Source organism: Streptococcus ruminantium, from assembly GCF_003609975.1.
GTDB lineage: Bacteria > Bacillota > Bacilli > Lactobacillales > Streptococcaceae > Streptococcus > Streptococcus ruminantium.
Genome location: NZ_AP018400.1, coordinates 773,383 through 789,183, shown reverse-complemented (window position 1 = coordinate 789,183; position 15,801 = coordinate 773,383). Strand labels below are relative to the sequence as shown.

Sequence of the window (15,801 nt, the reverse complement as noted above, 5' to 3'; positions counted from 1 at the left end):
TTTTATAAATAGCAAAATTATTTTTAAAATAGTTTGGATTGACGATTCTTAGAAAACTTGTGACACTGCTAGGGATTGTAAACAAGTTCCGTAAATTTAGAGACTCTGACACCCACTCAATTTGTTTGTGTAAATTGTACATCCCCTGTAAGACAAACATCCTACTTTTTAATAACTTTCTCCGCCTCTATGTCCGGCTTATTATTTAAGACACCTAAAAAGACAAGAATACTAAGAATGATACAAATCGTTTGTTCGAGTTGATTTATAGTGCGAGTAATCTCGATGTGAAAATAATTAACTAAAATATTATCAATCAACATAAGCATCAAAGATGTAAAACCAACCCAAAACATATGCTTTTTTACACGACTTTTTAAATGTTTCATAAAATGCTTCATATTTCTTCTCCTTTTTATATAAATAGAACTGAATTTTAACATATAAAAATGGAGATTACAAGTAAATATACGTCTTTCAGCCTAATAGATCGTATTTTCCTATTTTATGTCATAAGATAAAATGATTGTAGATCTAGCGCAAATTTTATACGAAAGAAGTACAGCCTAAGAACCTATATTCACAACATCATAAAATCATTAAAATACGACTAATGTGAGGTAGTTTTACCAAAGCGACCTATGTTGGTACTGATTTTTCAACATCCTTGATTAATCTTCAAGAGTGGTTCAACCAAGAGAAAGTCCGCTATACTTACTCCCCAACGCTTTGGTATGATTTGCCAGCTTCCTTTGATTTTTTCAAAAATATCTACTGGACACTAGAACTCCTTTGCCATCACTTGACGAGCTACTAAAATCCCTGATTTTGTGCCATGAAGATTAGCTACATAAACCGTTGTTTCACACTTTGAGAATCAATGATGGCATGGATTGGCGAGACTGCTCTACCAGCTTTTGCTCACTTTTTTTAACAAGCTCTGTCAAAATGGTATCCTACATAGCACGACGAAAGAAACTTCATACCGTTAGGTCATGAGAGAGCATACACCATTGATAACCTCTTTTAGTGATGTACAAAGTTACATTAACAAGTTCTCGTTCAGACCATTTATAAGTGCCGCATTTGGAAAAGTAGGATTCAAGCTTAGCCCATTCCTGAGTGCTTAAATCAGTATCATATGTTTTTCATGTCATAGTTTTAGTTTAATATTTTTTGTGGATACGGGTTCTAAGAAAAATCCCCAGATTTGGGGATCTTAGGGAGAATAAACTATTCAAATGTTACAGCTTGTCCATTCTCATTGACACTATATGTCAAATCCTTCAGGTTAATAGCCGCTTCAGACACGATTGATTTGTCCGCATTGCATCGAGTGATGACAATGCTATTTTCATCTGGAGTCGCCACATCAATGCTACCGTTCAAATCAAAGGCTGCCGATTTGTTGCGATAAGTAAAGAGTTTGAGCAATGCTTTAACGACGGGACGTTGCACTTCTTGTGCAATTTCTTCACTTGTGTAGTAGTGACGGTTGATGTTGCGCCCCTCCTTGGTACTTTCAAGGAGATCTAGATCGTTTTTACCAGCCAAAAAACCAACGTAGTAAACTTGTGGAATACCCGGTGCAAAGGCCTGAATCAGACGAGCAAGGAAGTATTTCTTATCGTCATCACCGAGGGCAGAATAATAGGTTGAGTTAATTTGGTATATGTCCAAATTATTGTACTCAGCTGATGAGTATTTCCGCTTGACATTGGCACCGACCTTGTAAAGTTCGTTAGAAGCAAAGTCAATCTCTTCATCTGTCAAGATGTCCTTAACATCAACGACACCAATACCATCGTGGGTATCAAGGGTTGTAAACTGCTTCATTGGGCTCATCTTCAACCACTTAGCCAGTTGATTGGTCTTCCCCGAATAGAGCGCGTGTAAGGTCACCATTGGGAGGGCAAAGTCATAGACATAATAATCATGGTCTGCAATCTTGAACTGAATGGTGTAATGCTCATGGATTTCTGGCAAGAGCTCTGCTCCTGCTTCTGCAGCCATGTCACGGATCTTATCGAGCAAATCCCAGATTTCAGGTTCTACAAAGAAGTCATTGGTGTCCAATTTCTTAATAGCATAGGCAAAGGCATCTAGACGAATGAGGTCACAGCCATTTTCTGCCAAGTTTTTGATAGTATTCTTGATGAAGTCCATCGTCACTTCTTTGGTCACATCAAGGTCAATTTGTTCCTCACCAAAAGTGTTCCAGAGATGTTCTTTTGTACCATCCGCAAAGACAATTTCCTGCATAGGCGCTCTATCTTTACGCTTGTAAATCAAATCAACATCTTCTTGAGTTGGACGGTTTTCTGGCCAGAATTTTTCCCAACGCAAGAAAAGGTCAGCATACTCAGAATCATCTTTCTTTTCTTGGAAATCTTTGTAGTATTTGGATTGACGAGATATGTGGTTGATCATAAAATCAAACATGAGGTAATACTTGTCCCCCAAACGTTTGACATCATCCCAGTTTCCAAAGGCGCTATCTACTTCCTCGTAATCAACCGGCGCAAAACCCCGATCCCCAGTTGATGGAAAGAATGGTAGCAAATGCACACCACCAATGGCATCTCCGAAATACTTGGTTAGATTTTCATCTAGTTCTTTCAAATTTTTACCCAAACTGTCTGAGTAGGTAATCAACATGATTTTATTTGTAATAGTCATAGGACACTCCATTTCTTCATTTTATGATTGGTAGCAAATAGATTTATTTTTCGTATACCAACAGACTTTTCTATACTGACGAATAACTTTAGTTTACCATCACAATCAACACTTATTTTACAGAACCACTTGTCATACCAGAGATGATATTCTTTTGGAAAATTAGATAAACAATCAAGATTGGTACGATACCTACCACATAGGAAGCAAATGATGGTCCATAATCGCTGAAATACATGCCTTGATAGTTGTATTGGAAAAGTGGCAAAGTCCAAGTGCTGGAATCCCGATTGAGAACCAATAGGGGCAAGAGGAAGTCATTCCATACCCAAAGAGCATTGATAATTAAAACCGTCGCATGCATAGGCTTCATTAGTGGGAAAATAATCTTGCGGTACATAGTAAAGCGACCAGCCCCATCGATAGATGCTGCTTCATCCATCTCAGTCGGTACGATGGTTTTGATATAACCGACATAGAGAAATAGTGTCTGAGGAATAGCATAGGTCAGATAGAGAATTGTCAAACCAACAAGATTTGTCATTTTCAAGTTGTTCATTAATTTAGCCATTGGCAGCATGATAACTTGGAATGGCACAAACATCCCAATAATCAAGAGCGTGTACATGATGGCAAAGATTTTTCTACGATCCATATGACGGGCAATGGCAAAAGCTGCCATAGGAATAACGATAATAATTAAGCCCACACTCACAACGGTAAGAAAAGCAGAGTTCAAGAAATAATGGGTAATACCATCATTGAACAATCGCTCAAAGTTGACCAGTGTCCACTCTTCTGGTAAACCAAAGAAGTTCCCAGTGATTTCCTTTGTTGTTTTAAAGGCACTGATAATGGTCACCGCAAGAGGAATCAACATAAGCAGAATCCCTGTTACCAATACAATGTAGGTAATAATATTATTCTGTTTTTTGAATTTCATATTAAAGACCTCACACTTCATATTTTTTGGATAGAGTAATTTGTACCACAGAGATGATGGTAATAATCACAAAGAGTACTACTGCAATGGCATTAGCATAGCCGAACTGGTTATTGGTAAAGGCATTGTCGTAGACCAATAATCCCAATGTTTTGGTTGCCCCATCTGGACCACCTTTGGTCAAAGAATAAATCAAATCAAAAGCTGTCAAACCAGATTTCATAGCCAAGATAAAGACCATGCTGATGGACGGCAACAGGAATGGCAATTCAATTTGAAAGAATTGTTGACGTTTGTTTGCTCCATCAATAGCTGCTGCTTCTTTGATCTCTTCTGGGATAGATTGCAAACCGGACAAAAGGATGACCACTGGCATGGCAAGACCTTGCCAAAGTGCAACAAATAGAACAGACCAGAACACTGATTTTTCTTGGAAAAGAAGGTTGGAACTGAGCCAGTCAATTTTCAATAACTCCCCAATTTGTGGTAGTCCATAGTTAAAGAGTTGGCTAAAAATCAAACCGATGGTTACTGTTGACAGCACTGCTGGGAAGAAATACCAGGTTCTAAAGAAACCGACAGCCTTAATCTTACGATTGAGCAAGGTTGCTAACCAAGTACCAATCACAATTTCTCCAATTACCAAGGCAATGGTAAAGATAATCGTGAACCCTAAACTTCTGTAGAAAGCTTGATCATGGAATACTTTAATGTAGTTATCTAGACCGATAAAATTGAAATTTCGGGTCAAGCCTGTCCAGTCAGTCATCGAATAAATGAATCCATTTACTAAAGGGTAAAAGAAGAAAATGAGCTGAAGTAAGACAGGAATCGCCACAAAACTGTACGCCCAGTATTTGCTGGTAAATCCTTTTTTGTTCATAGTGTGTCTCCTTGTTTACTAATGTAAAGAGCTTGGCCATACTCCCAAGCTCTTCCAATGCTTAAATCAACAACAAACAATTACTTCATGGTATCAAAGAATGTGTTCAATGCTTTGGTATAAGCATCCAAGTCTTGGTTCTTAATGTAAGAAACGTTAGCATCCCAGAATGTTTCTTCTGAGGTCCACTCAGAATGCAACCAGATGGCTTGTTGGTCAGTGAAGGCCAATTTGGCAACATCTGCAAGCTCTTCAAATTTACCTTCTGTTTTTACACCTGTTACAGAAGTTGGTGATCCATCAACATCATAGTATTTTTGCATAGCTTCTTTTGAGCTTAGGTATTTGACAAACGCTTTGGCACCATCCACATTCTTAGAATCTGCTGAGATAGATACAGCCAAGTCAGCTGCTCCGACTGTCATTGCTGGTGCATCTACTGTCAAACCTGGCATTGGGAAGAATCCAACTTCAAATTTTGGTTCTTGTTGTTTGATAACTGTCAAAGCCCATGAACCATTTGGCATCATCAAGGCCTTCCCTTCTGCAAAGGCTGCAACTGTATCTGCATAAAGAGCACCGTCAGAGTTGGCTTGACCGTTACCTGCCATGAGGTTCAGGTAAGCAGCAACGTTTTTTGTTACATCATTGACCTTAATGCCACCTTTATCACTGAAGCGAAGTGCTTCATTTGCTTCTTTGGCACTTCCAGCGCTTTGAATCCAAGCTAATTGTGCATAACCGTTTACTGTCCAAGAGTCACCTAAAGCTTCTGCAAATGGAGTTTGTCCTGCATCTCTAATTTTCTTAACGTTTTCTTGGAATTCTGCCAAACTTTTTGGTACTTGAATACCTAGTTTTTCAAAGGCAGTTTTATTGTAATAGATGCCAGAAACATTTGTTGTCAATGGTACATTATAAATTTTGTCATCGACTGCATAGGCTTTCGCAGCACCATCATTTAGGTTACCAAGAATTTCTGATTCATCTGTTAAATCTACAAATTGACCATCTGCTGCCCAGCCTTTAAAATCAGCATTTTGTGGGTAAATATTGATGACATCTGGCGCCTCACCATTAGCAATACGTGTTTTCAATACTGTTCCTGGATCTGGAACACTTGTCAATTTAACTTTCACTTCATCTTGAGATTTGTTGTAATCATCAACGATTTCTTGCAAAGTAGCTTGCATCTCAGGTTTTTGTGAGAAGAACTCAACCTCTTTGGCAACTGAACCACCACCTGATTGAGAGTTACCACAAGCAGCTAAGAAGCTAGCAAAGGCAACCATTGTTGCACATTTAAGAATAGATTTGAATTTCATGATATCCTCCTATTGTTTATGAAATATATATTGAACACTAAAGTAATCTTTTTGAATATGTGGCATGGTTAAGCCTATGTTCATGAGTTCGTCTCCGTAAAAGCTGGCATCTAATTCCTTAGAATAGTATAGCGCCTTCTCATCCAGTCCCTTGAGTTTGACATGTAGCAATGGTGCTTCTGGTTGAGAGAGAATTTTTATGAAGGTGAAAACAACTTGGCTCTTGTCTTCATTGACATAATTGTAGGCATGAGTATTGTTGGTTTTCTTGAGTCGATAATAATCACCGAATTGAACGGTATGGCGAATTGATTTGTAGTTTTTGACTTCTTGTTCAATTTCTTGAAGATCGTCTTTAGTCAAAGCATGCAGATCCAATTCATAACCTAGATTTCCAAGCATAGCTACATTTCCCCTAGTTGCAAGCGAAGTAATGCGACCTGTTTGATGATTGGGCACTGCGGAAACATGAGAACCAACTGCAATAGATGGGAAAATTAATCCTGTCCCGTCCTGAATAGAGAGACGTCCGATGGCATCCGTATTGTCACTAGCCCAAGCTTGTGGCATATAATAGAGTAAACCAAGATCATTTCGACCACCACCACCTGAGCAGGACTCAAAAAGAATTTCTGGAAAACGCTGATGGAGTGTTTCCAAAACTCTGTAAAGCCCCAATATATAGCGATGGTAAAATTCATGTTTCTCATGATTAGCCTGAAGTTCAGGAATGTTGGTTATATTGCGGTTCATATCCCACTTGACATAAGAAATGTTAGCAGACTGAAGAACACTTGAGACAGATTCAATTAGGTAATCACAAACTTCATCTTTTGATAAGTCCAAAACCAATTGTTCTCGACTATAGGTGTGACTTCTCCCAGTGGTCTGAATAGTCCAGTCTGGATGTGCCCGATATAAATCACTATCTTCAGAAACCATTTCTGGCTCAAACCAGAGTCCAAATTTCATGCCTAAATCAGTAATTTTTTTTGCTAGACCATTTAAACCAGATGGTAATTTTTGGCGGTTTTCCACCCAATCACCTAATGAACAGGTATCTGAATTGCGTTTTCCAAACCAACCATCATCCAAGACAAAGAGTTCAATCCCAGTTTCTTTAGCTGATTTTGCCAAGTCGACAATCTTTTCTTCAGTAAAATCAAAATATGTTGCTTCCCAGTTGTTAATGAGAATCGGTCGTTCTTTATGAGCCCAATTCCCTCTAACTAAGTGATGACGAATAAAATTTTGACTATCCTTTGTCAAGCCCGTAAACCCCTTTGAAGTATAGGAAAGTAAGGCTTCTGGCGCTTGGAAGGAGCTATAGGCTTCTAACTTCCAATTGAATTTTTCATCATTGAGACCAATTCCTAGTCTCGTAGTGTGAAGAGCGGTTGTTTCTGCAAAGGCTATAAAATTGCCTGAATAAACCAATTGTGCCGTGTAAATCTCACCTGCATCCTCACTTGCATCTGGATCAGCCAAAGCAATAAAAGGGGTTCTCGAATGACTAGAAGCTCCACGGATGCTCCCCACAGAATATTTGCCTTGTGTCAAAGGAGTTCTAGTCCATTCTTTTTCATAGCCATAGCGACCAGTAAGCGTATGAATGGTGAAATCCTTATGTGGTAAATCCAGTGTCATAGACAAAGCTTTTTCAATGTGAGTTGCTTCTCTCCCCGTCTGAATCAAGGCAGACCTTGTTAAGTAGTTGGCTCTTGAAAAGAGACTATAGGTTAGTGTTACTGTCACATCTATCAATTCATCGTAGAGGTCAATCTCTAAGGTTTCCACCTCTTCATCTCCACCGAAACTTGCTGGCAAACCAACTAGGTCTTTTTTCCCTACAAAAATCCGATGATCCTTGTAGCGTAAATCCAGACTTGTTCCCTTTTCGTTTCGCAATTCAATGGCAGATGTTCGAAAATCTCCTAAACCATTGCTAGAATACTCAAGTGGCAAGGTATCTAGTGAAAAAGTCCGATCCTTACTAATTGGATTGGGTGAGAAAGCTCGATCCAGGTATGTTATTTTATTGTCTCTACTAAAATGATTTACTTTTTTTCCAAAGTAACGATGAACCAAGAGTCCATTTTCTAAAACCTGAAGAACATAAGAGAAGTCAACAGACTGCAAATGAAACAGCGATGTACTTTCTTGATAATTGATCATGGCAACTCCCTTCCTTAACGATGAATTCATTTTACCAGATGAAAGCGCTTCATAAAATGGAATTTTGTTACTAAAATATGGTAAAATGTTAGTGAATATTTCTCAGGAGGAGTTTGACATGTTGTTTTCTGAATTAAATACAGATACCAGTGACTTATCCATCGACTTCTACGGCTATGAGGATTGCGCTCCTTCCTACTCATTTGGACCAGCTATCCGAGACAACTACGTTCTCCACTACATCACCAAAGGAAAGGGGACATTTTACTACAACAATCAAGAAATTCACCTGTCTGCTGGAGATTTATTTCTCCTAAAACCAAATGAAGTGACATTTTATCAAGCAGATAAAAGGAACCCCTGGTCTTATTATTGGATCGGAATGGGAGGGAACAAATCCCAAGATTATATTGAGTTGTCCAGTATCGGCATTGATGCCTATCTCCGCAACAGTCTGAAAAAGTCAACTTCAAAAGTTGCTCAACAAATCATAAAATTGATTGCCAAGGCAGAATCTAGGGAAAGAACAACTAGAAATCAGCTGGAGCTTTTCAGCCAAGCCTATAAATTACTCTTTGAACTTAGTAGAGCTTCACCAAATCTAGAGGTCAGTCAACTTAGTCAGGCTGAAAAAATTTGTCAAGAATGTCGTCATATGATTGAGATGCATTATAATATTGATGGTTTGTCCATCTCGACCATCGCAGAAGATTTAAATGTCAACCGCTCTTACCTGACGACTCTCTTTAAAAAATTCCACCATGTTAGTCCTAAAGAATACCTATTGCAGGTTCGAATGAGACGAGCTAAACAATTACTTGAAGGAACAGAGGAACCCATCAAGGTTATTGCCTATTCTGTTGGTTTTATGGATCCTCTTTATTTCTCCAAAGTCTTCAGAGATTTTTATCACATGTCACCAAGTCAATGCCGCAAAACACCACTTTTGTCCGTTTCCAAATGAGATTGCTGTCATTTTAAACATCCTAGTATATTTTGGCTATTTCGAGCTATAAAAATAGTTTGAGACTTTTTATCTCAAACTATTTTTGTTATAGTATTTTCGCTCCGTAAGTGCGAAACAAATAAACAACCCGTTATGCGGGTGCGCATCGGCAGTTGTCCCAAAAAGCTCAAAACGCGTTACAAGTAAGTTTGTTCAATCCCATTGTATAGCAAAAATGGCTCAAAAGTCTCATACAAAATGGATGTGTAAATACCACATTGTCTTCACCCTAAGTATAGACGAAAAATCATCTATAATCAATACAGGAGTAATCTTCCGCCACCTACGTTAATACAAGGGTATTGAAATCATAGAGGGACACTTAGAACCTATATTCACAACATCATAAAATCCTTAAAATACGACTAGTGTGAGGTAGTTCTTCTAAAGCGGAACTATGATAATAGTACTGATTTTTCAACATCCTTGATTAATCTTCAAGAGTGGTTCAACCAAGAGAAAGTCCGCTATACTACCCAATGCTTTGGTATGATTTGCCAGCTTCCTTTGATTTTTTCAAATTCTAGTCTCTTTTGTCAAAAGTTTTCTCCAAATGAATACCTCAAATTTTTTCAGAACTGTTGGCTAATAACTAGCTTCATTTTTATGGAATTAAGATGTAAAAAAACGTTGAAATATGGTAAAATAAAATTATGTATAAATTTTGGCAAAAAACGATTCAAATTTTAAGTGTTCTCACCCTTATTGGAACCATTGGTTTTCTATTTTGGCTCTATAAGATTGGTATTTTAAATGACCAAAATGTTTTGAGCGATCTGATAAAAAGTCAAGGAACTTTGGGGATTCTCTCCTTCTTGGCAATTCAAATCATCCAGGTTGTTTTCCCGATTATTCCTGGTGGTGTTACAACTGTTGTTGGCTTCTTGGTATTTCATTTTTGGTTGGGATTTTTCCTCAACTACATTGGTATCTCTATAGGAAGTATCATCCTCTTCTGGTTGGCACGTCGCTATGGGAAAAAATTCTGCCTACTATTCATGTCCGAAGAAACTTTCCACAAGTATGAAAGTAAGATTGATAATAAGCGTAGCTATGAAATTTTCTTCATTTTCTGCATGCTTTCCCCTATTTCTCCTGCGGACATTGTGGTGATGATTACCGGCTTGACCAGTATGAGTTATCGCAAGTTTATCACTATCACCTTACTTTGTCGTCCCTTCTCCGTTGTGGCTTACAGTTTCTTCTGGATTTATGGAAGTCAATGGCTACGACAGTTATTAGGATAAAATGTACCCTAGTTCCAACATTGGACTAGGTTTTTATGTTACTCTGAAAAAAAGTGTAGAATTTGTGTAGAGTCCCAATCCATTTTTCTACAGTTAGTGACGAAAAAGGAGAAAAGAGGTTGGGACAATAGTCCAATTTCATATATAAAAAGAGAACAAAACCAGTTTTCTGACAATCAGAATCTTGGTTTGTTCGCTTTTTTTGTTCAATTATAGATCTAAAGGACTTGATAATTGAGATTTTCAAAATTGAAAATCTTTTTGTCCCAAGCTCTTTTATTATTCTACAATGCGCTTATACATATACGGTCTGCGATCTCTGAAAAGTCCCCAATCCAAGCGCTCGCGTGCACCTTTGTCTAAATCATAACTAGCAAGCAAGATCTCTTCTTCATCGCGACTGGCCTTGATTAGTAAGCCACCTGTTTCATCAGTCATAAAGGAAGACCCATAAAAATTCAGGCTAGATGACTGACCACCATTTTCCACAGAAGGACCTACTTCTTCCAAACCGATACGGTTGGCGGCAATAACCGGAAGAATATTTGCTGCTGCATGTCCCTGCATGGTCCGCTGCCAATGCCCTTGACTATCTGTTTCCAGAATTGGCTCAGACCCGATAGCTGTCGGATAAAAGAGTAATTCTGCTCCATTAAGGGCTAAACAACGGGCTGTTTCTGGAAACCACTGGTCCCAACAAATACCAATACCAATCTTAGCATAGCGAGTCTCCCATACCTTAAAGCCTGTATCGCCCGGTGTGAAGTAAAATTTCTCTTGGTAATAATGGTCATCAGGAATGTGGGTCTTACGGTAAACGCCCAATACAGAGCCATCAGCATCAATCACTGCAATAGAATTGTAGAGACTATTGCCATCTTTTTCATAGAAAGAAATAGGTAAAACTACTTGCAACTCTCTTGCAATGGGAATAAAGTGTTGAATGGCATCATTTTCTTCTACCGACTTGGCATAGCCATAATAGTCGTACTGGCGCTCCTGACAAAAATAAGGACGTTCAAAGAGTTCTGGTAAAAGGATAATTTGCGCACCTTGCTGACTTGCTTGTCGAACCAAGCGTTCTGCGGTCACTAGATTTTCAACCAGTTCTTGACTGCACTGCATCTGGATAGCTGCTACTGTAACCTGTCTCATAGATTTTCCTTTCTAAATGCTGGAATTTGCTGGGTAATACAATGGATATTGCCTCCTCCCAAAAGGATGTCACGGGCTGGTATTCCAACAATTTTCCTAGTGGGAAAAAGAGAGGCTAAAATCTCGACAGCCATCACATCATGAATATCCCCAAATTGAGGCACTAAGACTGCTCCATTACTAATATAAAAATTAACATAAGAAGCCGCTAAGCGTTCACCGACAGCCCTCTCTTCCTCCCCTACTTCATAGGCATAACCCGGCAGATCCTCTTCTGTCACCAAAATAGGATTCTTTGGAATTGGGAGTTTGTGGACTGTGAACTTTCTTCCTTTGGCATCCACTTGAGTTGCCAGATAGTCCAAATCGGCTTTTGACATAAAAAATTGAGGATCCGTTTCGTCATCTGTCCAAGCTAGAACAAGCTCCGCTGGACCGACAAAGGCAGCTACATTGTCTACATGCTCATTGGTTTCATCATTGTAGATCCCGTAGGGCAACCAAATAATTTTTTCAGCTCCCAGACTATCTAGTAAAACTTGCTCAATCTCCTCTTTTATCAGATGAGGATTGCGCCCTGGACTGAGTAAACAGGATTCGGTCACCAGAATTGTTCCCTCACCATCACTATGGATAGCACCACCTTCTAAGACAAAGGGGTGACAATCATAAATAGGTAAGCCGATAATGTGGCTGAATCGGCTGGCTACTTGATCATCGGCTTCATAATTCTGGTAGAGACCATCGTAGTCACCGCCCCAAGCATTGAAGGCCCAGTTGACAGACAAAGCTCTGCTATTTTCATTAAGCAAAATGGTAGGACCGGTATCACGCGCCCAAGCATCGTTAGTAGGAATATCTAGATAGACCACAGAGTCTCCTAGTATCATCTGAGCTTCTGCCAAATGCGCCTTATCCACTAAGAGATAGACCTGCTCACTTTCAGCAATCGTAAAAATAACCTGTGCAAAGGCCTTCTTGGCTCCTTGACCATCAAAAGGCCATGAGCCTGGTCTAGTCGGCCAGATCATGAGGGTACCATGATGGGGCTCGTATTCAGCAGGCATGCGATATCCAGCCTCTTTTGGACTTTTCATCACGATAGCCTCCCCTTAAAATCCTCATAACCGAAAGTCTTGACGATGCGACACTCACCTTGATTATCCATCAAAACCAGACTTGGCAATCCGATGCCGTTAAAGGTGTTGTTTTTGACAAAAGAATAGATAGCCATGTCTTCAAAGTAGAGCTTATCACCAATCTGAATAGGTTGCTCAAAGGAATAATCACCAATAATATCACCAGTCAAACATGTATTGGAAGATAGGCGATAGGTATAGTCTTTCTCACCTGCCTCAAAACCAGATCGCAAAGGTGGGCGATAAGGCATTTCTAAGACATCTGGCATATGACAGGTGGCTGAAGTATCCAAGATCAGGGTTTCAATACCATTTTCTACAATATCAAGAACTTCGGTCGCAAGATAGCCTGCATTGAGGGCAATAGCCTCACCCGGTTCGATATAAACTTCTACTCCATAGGTTTCTTGTATATGCTGGATAGAGGAAACAAGTAACCTCAGATCATAATCCTCTCTTGTTATGTGATGACCGCCCCCCATATTGAGCCACTTGATACGGTGGAGATAAGACCCAAATCTTTCCTCAACAGCATCCAGAGTTATTTTCAAGTCGTCGGCATTTTGTTCACACAGAGTATGGAAATGCAAGCCATCCACTAGGTCCAACAAGTCTTCTGAAAACTGGTCTATTCGGACACCAAAACGAGAACCTGCTGCACAGGGGTCATATAGGGCATGCTCTCCCTGAGTAGAACATTCTGGATTGATACGTAGACCGATACTAACACCAACTTCTCTGCATTTTTCAACATGCTTTCGCAACTGGCGTTCCGAATTAAAAACAATATGGTCCGCAATCTCTAATATTTCTTCCAAATCTGTATCCTTAAAAGCTGGGGCGAAGACATGAACTTCGCCGCCAAACTCTTCTCGACCTAATTTTGCTTCATAGAGTCCTGAGGCGGTCGTTCCAGCTAAGTATTGGCTAATCAATGGATAGGTGGCATACATGGAAAAAGCCTTTTGAGCCAAAAGAACCTTACAGCCGGTTTGATCTTGGACAGACTTGAGGATTTGAAGATTTTTTTCTAGTTTAACTTCATCAATGATGTAGGCTGGCGTTGGGATTTCTTCTATTCTCATTTAATCCACCAACACTGGATTTTCGACTACCTGCCATGGTAGACCGTATTGATTGAGTAGAGCCATGAACGGATCTGGATCCAATTCTTCCAAATTGTAAACACCTGGCTGCTTCCATGTACCATCCATAACGAGCTTGGTGCCAATCATAGCTGGCACACCTGTCGTATAGGAAATAGCCTGTGAACCAACTTCCTTGTAGCATTCTTGGTGGTCGCAGACATTGTAAATGTAGATGGTCTTCTCAACACCATCTTTAATCCCTGTGAAGATACAACCAATATTGGTTTTTCCAACGGTTCGTGGACCAAGACTAGCTGGATCCGGTAGAAGAGCTTTGAGGAATTGGATCGGTACGACTTCCTGACCGTTAAAATGGATTGGATCCGTGCGGAGAAGACCAACATTTTCCAGACATTTCATGTGAGTCAGGTAAGATTGCCCAAAGGTCATAAAGAAACGAATGCGTTTCACACCTGGAATATTTTTAGCAAGAGACTCGATTTCTTCGTGATGAAGGAGGTACATGTCCTTTTGCCCTACTTCAGGGAAGTCGTACTCACGCTTAATAGACATAGCTTCTACTTCTACCCATTTACCGTTTTCCCAGTAGGACCCTGGTGCAGAAACCTCACGTAGATTGATTTCTGGATTGAAGTTTGTTGCAAAAGGATAACCATGGTCTCCACCATTACAATCCAAAATGTCGATATAATGAATCTCATCAAAGTAGTGCTTGAGAGCGTAAGCAGAAAATACACTTGTCACACCCGGATCAAAGCCACTTCCTAAAAGTGCTGTCAGCCCTGCTTTTTCAAAACGCTCCTTATAAGCCCACTGCCAAGAATAGTCAAAATAGGCTGTGAATCCCTCTTCTTCACAACGTTTTTCATAAATAGCTCGCCACTCAGGATCTTCTGTATCTTCACATTCGTAATTGGCCGTATCGATATAGTCGACTCCTGTCGCTAAACAAGCATCCATAATAGCCAGATCCTGATAGGGCAAAGCCACATTCAACACCGCCTTGGGCTGATAGCTTTCTATCAAGGCGATAACTTCTTCCACCTTATCCGCATCAACTTGAGCAGTTTCAATTTTTGTGGCTGTTTTTCCTTCAAGACTAGCCTTTACATCGTCACACTTGGACTTGGTGCGACTGGCAATCATAACTTCCTTGAAAGTATCTGAAGCTTGACAAATCTTACTGATGGCTACTTGAGCAACACCACCACATCCAATCACTAACAAACGACTCATTATTTTTTCTCCTCTTCTTCTAAAATAGCTTCAACATAGCGGGGCAAAAGAAAAGCTCCCACGTGCAGATTTGCTGTATAGTACTCTGTAAAAAGTTGACGTGCTTTCCATTTGTCCTTATCAAAATCTTCAATAGGATGGTATTTCTTTGAAGCAAAGCCAAATAGCCAGTAACCTGCTGCCGAAGTAGGAATATGGGCCTGATAAACCCGACTGATAGGGAAAGATTGAGTAGCCTTACGGTGCATGGAACGAAAGGCCGACTCATCCTCATCATAAAAAGGCGAACCATGTTGATAGACCATTATGCCATCTTCTTTCAAAGCACGAAAGGCATTACCATAAAATTCCTTAGTGAATAAGCCCTCTGTATGTCCAAAAGGATCGGTTGCGTCATTGATGATAATATCATATTCATTCTCACAGTTACGTAAAAAACGCAATCCATCTTGCAAGTAGACCTCTACTCGCTCATCCTCTAAACCTGAAGCATAATCAGGAAAATATTCCCGACACACTTCAACCAGAAGCTCATCGGGTTCTACAACATCAATCTGTTCAATTTCAGGATACATGCTTAGTACTTGGGCGACACCACCATCACCCCCACCCAAAATCAAGATTTTTTTAGGATTGGGATGGACAGCCATAGGCACATGGACAGCCATTTCGTTATATACAAAATCATCCACATCTGAAAAAAGAACACGACCATTAAGGGTCAAAATTTTACCGAAAGCCGGTGAATCCAATACTGCAATATCCTGAAACTCACTTCTACCTGCATAGAGTTGCTGGCTGGTTCTAATAGATAATTTCACATCTGGAGTCTGGACTTCTGAAAACCACATTTCCATATCAAGATATAAGGGGACGATTTGCCGAAAAGGATCGTACAAAATAG

Annotated in this window: 13 protein-coding genes and 1 pseudogene; 3 read left to right on the top strand and 11 right to left on the bottom strand. The window is 39.7% G+C overall.

Annotation, left to right across the window (positions count from 1 at the left end; all coding sequences use genetic code 11):
- Positions 1-161: 161 nt before the first annotated feature.
- From SR187_RS03805 to SR187_RS03775, 6 genes are all read right to left on the bottom strand, one after another.
- Positions 162-401, bottom strand: coding sequence for a phage holin (locus SR187_RS03805; protein WP_227984782.1), 240 nt, complete (start codon positions 399-401; stop codon positions 162-164).
- 832 nt (positions 402-1,233) lie between these two features.
- The gene (gene gtfA / locus SR187_RS03795; RefSeq protein ID WP_120171572.1) at positions 1,234-2,679 is read right to left on the bottom strand and encodes a sucrose phosphorylase; all 1,446 of its coding nucleotides are present in this window, start codon (positions 2,677-2,679) and stop codon (positions 1,234-1,236) included.
- A gap of 112 nt (positions 2,680-2,791) precedes the next feature.
- Positions 2,792-3,622 carry a carbohydrate ABC transporter permease gene (locus tag SR187_RS03790; RefSeq protein WP_120171571.1) on the bottom strand — a complete coding sequence of 277 codons (831 nt, stop codon included), beginning with the start codon at positions 3,620-3,622 and terminating at the stop codon, positions 2,792-2,794.
- Between the two features lie 10 nt (positions 3,623-3,632).
- On the bottom strand, positions 3,633-4,505 hold the full coding sequence (locus SR187_RS03785) for a carbohydrate ABC transporter permease (protein ID WP_120171570.1): 873 nt from the start codon (positions 4,503-4,505) through the stop codon (positions 3,633-3,635).
- An 80-nt stretch (positions 4,506-4,585) separates the two neighbouring features.
- Positions 4,586-5,830, bottom strand: a complete 1,245-nt coding sequence (locus SR187_RS03780) for an extracellular solute-binding protein (protein ID WP_120171569.1) — start codon at positions 5,828-5,830, stop codon at positions 4,586-4,588.
- Between the two features lie 9 nt (positions 5,831-5,839).
- Complete coding sequence (locus SR187_RS03775) at positions 5,840-8,005, bottom strand: alpha-galactosidase (protein ID WP_120171568.1); 2,166 nt, start codon at positions 8,003-8,005, stop codon at positions 5,840-5,842.
- A gap of 118 nt (positions 8,006-8,123) precedes the next feature.
- Between SR187_RS03775 and SR187_RS03770 the strand changes: the two genes are divergently transcribed.
- From SR187_RS03770 to SR187_RS03765, 3 genes and pseudogenes are all read left to right on the top strand, one after another.
- Positions 8,124-8,969, top strand: a complete 846-nt coding sequence (locus tag SR187_RS03770; protein ID WP_120171567.1) for an AraC family transcriptional regulator — start codon at positions 8,124-8,126, stop codon at positions 8,967-8,969.
- A gap of 217 nt (positions 8,970-9,186) precedes the next feature.
- Positions 9,187-9,342 (top strand): annotated as a pseudogene (locus tag SR187_RS10015) (transposase); the annotation flags it as partial.
- 322 nt (positions 9,343-9,664) lie between these two features.
- Positions 9,665-10,258, top strand: coding sequence for a TVP38/TMEM64 family protein (locus tag SR187_RS03765; protein ID WP_024531844.1), 594 nt, complete (start codon positions 9,665-9,667; stop codon positions 10,256-10,258).
- A 279-nt stretch (positions 10,259-10,537) separates the two neighbouring features.
- Here the strand turns inward: SR187_RS03765 and aguB are convergent, their stop codons facing one another.
- Genes aguB through speE form a run of 5 tightly spaced genes read right to left on the bottom strand, consistent with a single transcriptional unit; the run spans position 10,538 to position 15,754 of the window.
- Positions 10,538-11,413 carry an N-carbamoylputrescine amidase gene (gene aguB / locus SR187_RS03760; protein WP_120171566.1) on the bottom strand — a complete coding sequence of 292 codons (876 nt, stop codon included), beginning with the start codon at positions 11,411-11,413 and terminating at the stop codon, positions 10,538-10,540.
- The gene (aguA, locus tag SR187_RS03755; RefSeq protein WP_120171565.1) at positions 11,410-12,513 is read right to left on the bottom strand and encodes an agmatine deiminase; all 1,104 of its coding nucleotides are present in this window, start codon (positions 12,511-12,513) and stop codon (positions 11,410-11,412) included. The genes aguB and aguA overlap by 4 nt, the downstream gene beginning before the upstream one ends.
- Positions 12,510-13,637, bottom strand: coding sequence for a carboxynorspermidine decarboxylase (nspC, locus tag SR187_RS03750; RefSeq protein ID WP_120171564.1), 1,128 nt, complete (start codon positions 13,635-13,637; stop codon positions 12,510-12,512). The genes aguA and nspC overlap by 4 nt, the downstream gene beginning before the upstream one ends.
- Entirely contained in the window at positions 13,638-14,897 is a 1,260-nt protein-coding gene (locus SR187_RS03745; RefSeq protein ID WP_024532362.1) for a saccharopine dehydrogenase family protein, read from the bottom strand.
- A complete protein-coding gene (gene speE / locus SR187_RS03740) occupies positions 14,897-15,754 on the bottom strand; it encodes a polyamine aminopropyltransferase (RefSeq protein WP_024532363.1) in 858 nt (285 codons plus the stop codon). Before speE ends, SR187_RS03745 begins: the two co-directional genes overlap by 1 nt.
- Positions 15,755-15,801: the final 47 nt, after the last annotated feature.

Bases quoted from the DNA above. Each gene is read 5' to 3' on its own strand.
- SR187_RS03805 (WP_227984782.1), bottom strand. From the start codon at position 401: ATGAAGCATTTTATGAAACATTTAAAAAGTCGTGTAAAAAAGCATATG.
- gtfA (WP_120171572.1), bottom strand. From the start codon at position 2,679: ATGACTATTACAAATAAAATCATGTTGATTACCTACTCAGACAGTTTG.
- SR187_RS03790 (WP_120171571.1), bottom strand. From the start codon at position 3,622: ATGAAATTCAAAAAACAGAATAATATTATTACCTACATTGTATTGGTA.
- SR187_RS03785 (WP_120171570.1), bottom strand. From the start codon at position 4,505: ATGAACAAAAAAGGATTTACCAGCAAATACTGGGCGTACAGTTTTGTG.
- SR187_RS03780 (WP_120171569.1), bottom strand. From the start codon at position 5,830: ATGAAATTCAAATCTATTCTTAAATGTGCAACAATGGTTGCCTTTGCT.
- SR187_RS03775 (WP_120171568.1), bottom strand. From the start codon at position 8,005: ATGATCAATTATCAAGAAAGTACATCGCTGTTTCATTTGCAGTCTGTT.
- SR187_RS03770 (WP_120171567.1), top strand. From the start codon at position 8,124: ATGTTGTTTTCTGAATTAAATACAGATACCAGTGACTTATCCATCGAC.
- SR187_RS03765 (WP_024531844.1), top strand. From the start codon at position 9,665: ATGTATAAATTTTGGCAAAAAACGATTCAAATTTTAAGTGTTCTCACC.
- aguB (WP_120171566.1), bottom strand. From the start codon at position 11,413: ATGAGACAGGTTACAGTAGCAGCTATCCAGATGCAGTGCAGTCAAGAA.
- nspC (WP_120171564.1), bottom strand. From the start codon at position 13,637: ATGAGAATAGAAGAAATCCCAACGCCAGCCTACATCATTGATGAAGTT.
- SR187_RS03745 (WP_024532362.1), bottom strand. From the start codon at position 14,897: ATGAGTCGTTTGTTAGTGATTGGATGTGGTGGTGTTGCTCAAGTAGCC.
- speE (WP_024532363.1), bottom strand. From the start codon at position 15,754: ATGGAAATGTGGTTTTCAGAAGTCCAGACTCCAGATGTGAAATTATCT.